8 protein-coding genes are annotated in these 8,151 nt (G+C 71.4%); 2 read left to right on the top strand and 6 right to left on the bottom strand.

What is annotated here, in order from left to right:
* The 3 genes from ACFYPG_RS31090 to ACFYPG_RS31080 form a co-directional block, all read right to left on the bottom strand.
* The coding region (locus ACFYPG_RS31090; protein WP_387354785.1) for a glycosyl hydrolase at window positions 1-2,728 on the bottom strand (2,728 nt) is incomplete at its 3' end.
* 157 nt (window positions 2,729-2,885) lie between these two features.
* Window positions 2,886-3,260 carry an MmcQ/YjbR family DNA-binding protein gene (locus ACFYPG_RS31085; RefSeq protein WP_355007974.1) on the bottom strand — a complete coding sequence of 125 codons (375 nt, stop codon included), beginning with the start codon at window positions 3,258-3,260 and terminating at the stop codon, window positions 2,886-2,888.
* A 40-nt stretch (window positions 3,261-3,300) separates the two neighbouring features.
* The gene (locus ACFYPG_RS31080; protein WP_355007975.1) at window positions 3,301-3,996 is read right to left on the bottom strand and encodes a DUF1223 domain-containing protein; all 696 of its coding nucleotides are present in this window, start codon (window positions 3,994-3,996) and stop codon (window positions 3,301-3,303) included.
* A gap of 156 nt (window positions 3,997-4,152) precedes the next feature.
* Here ACFYPG_RS31080 and ACFYPG_RS31075 point away from each other — a divergent pair, with 156 nt between their 5' ends.
* The gene (locus ACFYPG_RS31075) at window positions 4,153-4,455 is read left to right on the top strand and encodes a GNAT family N-acetyltransferase (RefSeq protein WP_355007976.1); all 303 of its coding nucleotides are present in this window, start codon (window positions 4,153-4,155) and stop codon (window positions 4,453-4,455) included.
* 9 nt (window positions 4,456-4,464) lie between these two features.
* Here the strand turns inward: ACFYPG_RS31075 and ACFYPG_RS31070 are convergent, their stop codons facing one another.
* On the bottom strand, window positions 4,465-5,055 hold the full coding sequence (locus tag ACFYPG_RS31070) for a TetR/AcrR family transcriptional regulator (RefSeq protein ID WP_387354783.1): 591 nt from the start codon (window positions 5,053-5,055) through the stop codon (window positions 4,465-4,467).
* A 122-nt stretch (window positions 5,056-5,177) separates the two neighbouring features.
* Between ACFYPG_RS31070 and ACFYPG_RS31065 the strand changes: the two genes are divergently transcribed.
* Window positions 5,178-5,894: an isocitrate lyase/phosphoenolpyruvate mutase family protein gene (locus ACFYPG_RS31065; protein WP_387354781.1), complete on the top strand. Its 717-nt coding sequence runs from the start codon at window positions 5,178-5,180 to the stop codon at window positions 5,892-5,894.
* A gap of 136 nt (window positions 5,895-6,030) precedes the next feature.
* On the opposite strand, the gene ACFYPG_RS31060 is transcribed toward ACFYPG_RS31065, so the two are convergent.
* Both ACFYPG_RS31060 and ACFYPG_RS31055 read right to left on the bottom strand, forming a co-directional pair.
* On the bottom strand, window positions 6,031-6,864 hold the full coding sequence (locus tag ACFYPG_RS31060) for an SDR family oxidoreductase (RefSeq protein ID WP_387354779.1): 834 nt from the start codon (window positions 6,862-6,864) through the stop codon (window positions 6,031-6,033).
* 135 nt (window positions 6,865-6,999) lie between these two features.
* Entirely contained in the window at window positions 7,000-8,073 is a 1,074-nt protein-coding gene (locus ACFYPG_RS31055) for a hypothetical protein (protein WP_387354777.1), read from the bottom strand.
* Between the last annotated feature and the right edge of the window lie 78 nt (window positions 8,074-8,151).

Genomic DNA, 8,151 nt, shown 5'->3' with positions numbered 1-8,151 from the left:
CCCCGTTGTCCGAGTACAGCACGGTCATCCCGTGCAGCTCCAACGCGCTGGTCAAGGCGAAGACGTTGCGTACGTCGTCGTCAACGATCCGCACCTGCACGCCGTTGCCGACCGCTGTCCCGGCGTCGACGAACAGGTCGAACGCCGTCTGCCCGCCGGCGTAGGCGAGGTTGAGGCCGGTCGCCGTGAAGACCTGGGCGTTGGTGGGCGTACCGTCGTGGTTGCCGTTCGCCGCCGCGACCGTCGTCGTGGCCGCGCTGCCGGCGCCGCCCAACCCACCGCCGGGCAGCAGGTAGCGCGTCGGCCCGCCGGTGGACGGCGGCGGGGTGGTCGTCGGCGGGGTGGTCGTCGGCGGGGGATCCGTCGGCGTCGTCGGGGGAACGCCGCCGGCCGCGTTGCCACCACTCCAGGTGTACGCCCCGGTGGTGGCCGTCTTGCCGGCACCCACGGCGAGCGTGGTGCCGTTGGAGAACGTCACGGTGATCGGCGTCGCCGTCGGGTTCGACGCCACGTAGGTCCGGGCCCCGTTGCGGGAGAAGACCGCGGACAGCGGATGGTTGCCGGTCACCGTCGTGTCGACATTGCCGAGGGCGGCGAGGTTACGGATCCAGTGGAACGTGTGCGCCCGGCTCTCTCCCTCCTCCGGCGTGTAGCCGGGGTTCGCACGCAGGTTCGCCAGCGCGGCGTCGGCGTCCCCGAGGGCCTGGAACTGCCAGAGGATGTCCTGCCACACCGTCGGTTGTCCGCCGTTGTTGCGGACGAGTTCGGCGTAGTTGGTCCGCACGTACGCCGGGTTGTTGCCGAGGTAGAGGTGACCGCCGGTGACCGGCAGCAGGTTGATGCCCTGGATCATCTCCGGCTCGGCGCTGAACCAGGTGGCGTACGCGCCGCCGTCACCCCAGACCATGCCGACCGTCGAGTGCCCGAAGGCGGCGGGGAAGTTCTGGTCGCTGACGTCGAACCAGTACTCCTGGATCGCCGCGGCCTGCGTGGTGTAGAGGAAGACACCCGCGTCGCGGACGGCGGTGTCGCCGGTCGTCTGCCCCCACTGGATCAGGGCGCTCGCAAAGTTCATCCCCTCGGACGAGGACTCCTGGTTGTTGCCGGAACCGAACGAGCCGTGCCCGGATGCCCAGTCGTGCCCGGCGTAGATGTCGAAGTCCCGCAGGTACGGGAAGCGGGTGTCGTCGCGACGGTAGTTGTTGGCGTCCCGGATCAGCAGGTCGACCATCCCGCCGTAGCGGCTGGTGGCCGCCCAGGCCGGGTCGAACTTCGCCAGGGTCGCGGCGGCGGCGATGTAGTAGCCGTAGTGGAAGTGGTGGTCGTTGAGCTCCTGGTCGGACCCGTACGACGCCGGGTAGCCGATCAGCGTGCCCCAGTTGTTGTCGTAGTAGAAGACCCGGCTGGTCTTGCCGCTGGACGCGGTGAACCAGTCGGTGAGCGTGCTGCGGATCGCGTTCAGCGCGCTGTCGCGCGTCGTGGTGTCGTTGACCTGGTCGGCGATCTCGGCGATCCGCGCGGCCCGGCCGAGCCCCTTGCCGGTCCAGTAGGTGTCGTTGCCGCGTTGGTCCATCGGGTTGGCGCGGGTGGCGGCCAGGTGCCCGGTGAGCGTCGACAGGTCGCCACCGCTGCCGTCGCCGACGGCCGGCAACTCCGGCAGGATGCCCTGGAACTTCATGGCGGTGCGGAACTGGTTGACGCCGGTGAGCACCTTCATCCGGCCACGCGCCGACGGGTAGGTCGGCGTGATCGCCGTGGAACCGCTCAGCGACTTCCACTGGTGCGGGTAGAGGCTGACCACCGTCTGCGTGGCGGTGCCCTCCCGGGCGGTGGTGGTGAACGCGTACGTGGTGGTCAGGCCGCTGGTGGCGGGGTTGTAGGCGTACGAGACCTGGGTGCCGGTGACGTGGGCGTGCGCGTACTGACCGTAGGTCGCTGCCAGCGCGGCGCGCTCCGTCGCGCTGGACGTCGGCGGCAGCAGGGCGACGGAGAAGTAGCCGCGTCCGGCCAGGGTGGACGAGATCCGGCCGGACGCCACGGTCCAGGTGGCGCCGCTGGGCGCGAACCCGACGTAGTCGTGGCCGTTGACCCGGAAGCCGATGGTGGCACCACTGTTGGACCACACGTCGGGGGTGCCGGCGGTGCTGATCTGCGCGTTCCCGCCGGTGGTCTGGAAGTACGCGAAGGGCAGACCGTGGCCGATGGTCGCGCGCATGGTCCGCGTGCCGTCGCTCCAGTGCGGGCTGACCGTCCAGTCCGTCCAGCCGTCGACCTTCACCAGGGGTGCGGCGAGCCCGGCCACACCGACCCGGATGTCCTGCACGTACGGGTAGTGGAACTCACCGACGCCGGTGGCGGTGCCGCTGATGGCGGGCGTGGAGTTGGCGGAGAAGCCGAGGCCGTCGCCGAAGGTGTCGTACGAGATCGGGTGGGCGTGCAGCGGCTCACTGAACGAGCAGTCGGTGCGCTTCCACAGCAGCGAGGACCACCAGTCGTTGGTGGGGATCGGCCCGGCGGGCGCGTTGGCGGTGGCGAACTGCCGGGGGTTGCTGGTCATCGCGCCGCAGCCGCTGGGCAGCGGGCCGACCGGTGTGGTGGTGTAACTGCCGGCGCCGACGGGTGCGGCCTCGGCCGCGCGGGTGACGGGGATGGTGAGGCCGCCGACGACCAGGGCCAGCGCGGTGGCGGCGGCCAGGGCCCATCGGCGGTGGGGGACGGGAGGTTTCATCGTGCCTCCATCGCGCGCGCCGGGTGCGGCCCTTGCCGGCTCCAGCGCTTTGCGTCTGAATTGGGGGGAAGGTCGGGTGAGAGAGCGCTCTCTCGGCCACGGTAATGGAGCACCGAGATCCCCGTCAATGTGTCCAACGCGTTGCGTGCTGATATCGCTATTTGCCGGCGCCCGCACTGTCGCTCAACAGCGAGTCCGGCACGCGCATCCGCCACGCGTCGGTCACCAGCTCGGTCAACCGGTCCAGGTCGACCGCCGCCAGGCGCAGCAGCACCAGGGGCAGGCCCTCGTAGCCGGGCGTGGTGAAGAAGATCTCGGGCTCCCCGAGCAGAAGAGCCTGCTTCTCGGCCTCGTCGCCGACGAACAGCACCGCGATGTCGAGCCGGATCACCCGGGGCTTGCCCGGTGTCCGCTCCGGATAGGACCAGACGAAGCCCTTGTCGGCCACCCGGAAGTCGAAGCCGTCACTGGCGATCTCCGTCGTGTGCGGCAGGGCCAGCGCCACCCGGCGTACGTCGTCCGCGTCAGCCACCGGATCCCCTCACACCGCGCACCATCCGCATGGGCTGAGATTACGCGGTGGACAGCTCGATGGCCGTGGCGCCGACGATCGCCCGTTCGCCGTTCTCCTGGACGTAGCCGACCACGCTGGCGCGTCGCGGATCGAGACCAGGTGGCGTGGCCAGCTCCAGCTGCCCCCGCTCGGCGTCCAGGCCCACCGACCTGAAGGCGCGTACGACGTTGTCCTGCCGCAGCGTCCGCCCGGCGTTCTCCCCCCGGGCGATGTCGCTGGTCAGCTCCCGTTCCACGACCGCCACGTGCACCACCGCGCGCTCCGGCGGCTGTTCGGTCCGATAGTCCACCATCACCCGGTCATTGCCCAGGTTGGCGATGGAGAGCGCCAGTGGTGTGGCGGCGGTCGAGGCCATGGCGGACATGATCGCAGCGGCTGCCCGCCGGCGATCGGAACCGACGAACTCGACGGTGCCGTTGACGACCATCTGCGGAGTGTAGAGACCCCGGGTGCCGAACGCGCGGGCGTACGCCTCCTGGCGCGCGGTGTACGAGGCGTCCGCGAACTGGTCGGGCCAGCCCAGGTCGTCCCAGTAGTCGACGTGGAAACCGAGGGCGAAGACGTTCTGGCCCCGGTCCCGGGCGTCGCGCTCGATCTCGCTCAGCAACTCCTCCGCGGGCGGGCAACTGTTGCAGCCCTGGGACGTGAACATCTCGACGACGGCGAAGCCGCCGTCCGTCGATGGATTCGTCATGGTGCGTGTCTCCTCCCACGGTCTGCCCGACGGCGTTGCGTTCCCCCGGTGCCCGGCGGCGTTGCGTTTCCCGTTCCGGCCGAGACAATGCGCGTGGGGTCGCGTCCCTGCCGGCCTCGCGGCGAGCGCCGTCGGGCCGGGTGGTTTGATGGTCGGGTGCAGTTCACCGTGACAGACGCGCCGGCGCGGGAGCGTTTCGAGGCGCGCGACGAGGCGGGCACGGTCGTCGGGTTCGTCACCTACCAGCTGACCGGCTCGATCATCGCCTACACCCACACCGAGGTCGATCCGGCGTACGAGGGCAAGGGCGTCGGGTCGACGCTGGCGCGGGCCGTGCTGGACGACGCGCGGGGCAAGGGTCGGACCGTCGTGCCGATCTGCCCGTTCATCGCCGACTGGGTGGTCAAGCACCCCGAGTACGAGAGCATCGTGGTGCGGTCCACCCGCAAGATCAAATAATAGCTGGTGTCAGGCGTCCGGTAGGAGCTTGGCGGCGAGGGTGCGGGCCGTGGCGGTCAGGGTGTCGATGCCCAGCCCCGTCCGCCCCATGAACACCAGCCCCTGCTGCGCGGCGAGCAGCGCGCGCGCCGTCTCGACCGGGTCGAGGTCGCGCGGCAGGTCGCCCTCGTCCTGGGCCCGCCCGACGCTCTCGGCGACCAGGGCGGTCGTCGCCTCGTAGGTACGCCGCGCCTCGGCGAGGACGTCCGGATCGCTGGTGGCGAGTTCGTACGTGCTGTTGGCCATGAGGCAGCCGCGTCGGGCGGCAGCACCACCCGTGTCGTTCACCGGTGCCATGACGAACGCGCGCAGCGCGTCCAGGGCGCGGGGAGCGGAGGCGAGCATCTCGCGCAGGTAGCCGCCGCTGGTGTCGGTGTATTCCCGCAGCGCCCGCAGGAACAGCCGGTGTTTGTCGCCGAAGGCGCCGTAGAGGCTGCCCTTGCCCAGCCCGCTGACGCGTACCAGGTCCTCCAGGGAGGTCGCCGCGTAGCCGGCGTCCCAGAACTGGTCCCGGACGGCGCGGATCACCTGCTCCTCGTCGAACTGCCGTGGCCTCGCCATCTGACCAGCGTAACAATTGTTGACCGCGCGGTCCACCAAACGTAGGGTGGTCCGATGCGCGTCGCGGCGAAGATGCCGCCCGACAACGGCCGGATCATCACCATCGGCGGGAGACCACAACGATGACAGCCTCCACCTTCCGCGCCCTGCACCACGACCGTGCCGTCGGTGACCCGCTCGTCCTGCCGGGCCCCTGGGACGCGGCCAGCGCCCGGGTCCTGGCCGACGCCGGTTACCCGGCGCTCGCGACCCCGAGCGCGGGCGTGGCGGCCTCGCTCGGGTACGAGGACGGCGCGACACCGCCGGACGAGATGTTCGCGGCGGTCGCGCGCATCGTCCGCGCCGTGTCCGTTCCGGTGTCCGCCGACGTCGAGGGCGGTTACGGCCTCGCCCCCCGCGAGCTGGTCGGACGGCTGTTGGAGGCCGGCGCCGTCGGCTGCAACCTGGAGGACTCGGAGGGGGACGCCACCCTCAAGGACCCCCGGCGGCACGCTGACTGGCTGGCCGAGGTGCGCGCGGAAGCGGGCGACGCTCTCTTCGTCAACGCCCGCGTCGACACGTTCCTGTTCGGAACGGGTGACCCGGCCGACGCGGTGGAACGTGCCCGCCTCTACGTGGCAGCCGGCGCCGACTGCGTCTACCCGATCCTGGCGCCGCCGCAGGTGCTCCCGCGGCTGCGGGAGGGCATCTCCGGGCCGATCAACATGGCCGCCGGACCGACCCGGGAGTCCGTGACCGAACTGGGCCGGCAGGGCGCCACACGCATCACCTTCGGGCCAGGAATGCAGCGGTACGCGATGGCGTCGATCGGTGACCTCGCGGCCGAACTGCGCGCCTGAGCCTGCCCGTCAACCCTGCGCCCCACCGCAGCTTCGGCGCGGCGGCCCGGAGGACCGGGCGCAGCGCCTTCCGGCTTGCGCCGCAAGATCGCGCGACATCGACGGTGACCGTTCACATGGCTGACCGAACGTGGCGCTAGATGACGGGGAGTTCACCACCGTCGACTGTCAGGCTTACTCCGGTGACCCACTGGGCCCGGTCCGATACGAGGTAGGCGACTGCCTCGGCGATGTCGCGCGGGTCTCCGGGACGACCCAGAGGGATGCCCGCTGTGGTGGCGGCAAGCGCGACCTCCATCGCGTCGGCGAAGTTCTGGCGGATCGCGTCGGCGCCGGGGGTGAGCACGTTCCCGGGAATGATCGTGGTGACGCGGATTCCGGCAGGCGCGAGCTCGGAAGCGAGCGCTTTGCCGTAGGCGTTGAGGGCGGCCTTGGCGGCGCCGTAGTGCGCCAATGGCGGTGCCGGCGTGAGGGACGCTCCCGACGAGATGTTGACGATCACACTGCCCGACCCGGCCTCGCGCAGCGCCGGTAGCAGCTCGTTGTTGACTCGCACGGCGGACAGGTAGTTGAGGTCGAGCGCGTCGATCCACTCCTCATCGGGGATGGATGAGACACCGCCGAGGTGGGCGCGTGCCGCCGCCGCGTTGTTGACCACGATGTCGACGCCGCCGAGTTCGTCGAGCGCTGCCGCAGTGAATGCCCGCACGCCCGCGAGCGTGCCGATGTCGCCCTGAATGAAGGTCGCGGCCCTCGGCGTCTCGTCGGAGGCGTTACGCGCCGTGGTGACGACCGTCGCGCCGCCGTCGAGCAACCGCTGCACGATGGCAGCGCCGATCCCGCGAGAACCTCCCGTGACGACCGCGCGCTTGCCGGCGAACTCGGTGGGATCCGGCGGGGCAGGAGCTTTGAACATGAACTCACAGTAGCGAGTGCCAAGGTGTTCGGCGGGCTGATCGTCAGCACGCATCGCGGGCTTGGCGCGACCTCGCCGACCTGGCCGTCGGACTGAGCAGGCGCGGCGCGGCAATTGCCGATTCAGCGACGGCCGAGCCCCCGGCGCGCCGTCGTGGTGGACGGCTGCCGGGGGCTCGAACGCAGTCGGTCAGGCCTGGTTGCCGTTCGGCAGCACCGCGGCCATCTCGTCGCCGGCGCCGGCGAGCACGCGTGCCTGCTGCGGCCAGCTGGCCAGCCCAGGTGCGGCGCGCAGGCCGGCGGTCCGGATCAGGTCGCGCAGCGCCGGCTCGTCCAACCCGCCGAGCTGGTCGTACGTGCGCACGCCAGCGTCCTGCAACGCGGCCGCCATCTTCGGCCCGATCCCCTGGATCCGGCGGAAGTCGTCGGCAGGGCCCGTCGGGTCGGCCTCGACGCTGCTGGTCGTCGTGTCGACGGCAGAACGGACCGGAGGGGTCGCGGCGGGGGTCGGGCGGACCGGAGGCGCGGCCACCGCCGACTGGTCGGCCTCCGTGGAGGCAACCGCAGGCTCGGCGTCCACGGGATCGGCGTGCGCCGGCTCAGCATCGGACGGGCCCGGGGTCCCCAACGCCTCTGCCGGCGTGGTGTCGACCGCCGTGGCCTTGGTCTCCACGTCATCGGCCGGGCCACCGGGGGCCGCCACGTCGTCGGCCGGCTTGTCCGCGACCGGCGCATCGTCGATCGAAGCGTCGTCGGCCGGCGTCGTGTCGAGCGGTGCGGTGTCGGCGGGCGGGAGGTCGTCCGCCGGCTGGCGGGGGGCGACCACGGCCGCCGAGGCGGGCTGCTCGTCGGCCGGGACCGGCTCGAGGGCCGAGTCCACGCCCGAGTCCTGCCGCAGCTCGGCGGCGTCGGGCTGCTCGGTGGCCGGTACGGGCGGCGGGTCCTCGGTCAGCGCCATGTCCGCCGGGTCGACGGTGCTCGGGGCGTCCGCCGGCACGGGCACCGGGGTGGGACCGTCCGGTCCGGTCACTGCGGCCGGCGCGCTGACCGTGTCGACCGGTACCGGCTCGTCGGCTACCGCGGTGGGTGCCGCGTCGACGGCGGCGGCGGGCTGGGCCTCGTCGGTGGTGGCGGCCGGCGTGGGCGTGGAGATCACGGCCAGACCGGCGACGGGGTCACCATCCACAATCGATTTGCCCTGTACGCCCCGCCGGCCGCGCAGCAGCCACCCGGCGGCCAGGCCCAGCAACAGTGCAAGTACCACTATCAGCGAGTGTCCGAAAGACCACGCCACGGCGAACCTCCCTCTCAGGTCGTTGGAAAAGTCACGAGAAAAACTCGC

Source organism: Micromonospora sp. NPDC005553 (genome assembly GCF_042871765.1).
Taxonomy (GTDB): domain Bacteria; phylum Actinomycetota; class Actinomycetes; order Mycobacteriales; family Micromonosporaceae; genus Micromonospora.
This window is presented reverse-complemented; position numbering and strand designations above follow the sequence as displayed.

Bases quoted from the DNA above. Each gene is read 5' to 3' on its own strand.
- ACFYPG_RS31070 (WP_387354783.1), bottom strand. From the start codon at position 5,055: ATGGCGAGGCCACGGCAGTTCGACGAGGAGCAGGTGATCCGCGCCGTC.
- ACFYPG_RS31080 (WP_355007975.1), bottom strand. From the start codon at position 3,996: ATGACGAATCCATCGACGGACGGCGGCTTCGCCGTCGTCGAGATGTTC.
- ACFYPG_RS31065 (WP_387354781.1), top strand. From the start codon at position 5,178: ATGACAGCCTCCACCTTCCGCGCCCTGCACCACGACCGTGCCGTCGGT.
- ACFYPG_RS31060 (WP_387354779.1), bottom strand. From the start codon at position 6,864: ATGCGTGCTGACGATCAGCCCGCCGAACACCTTGGCACTCGCTACTGT.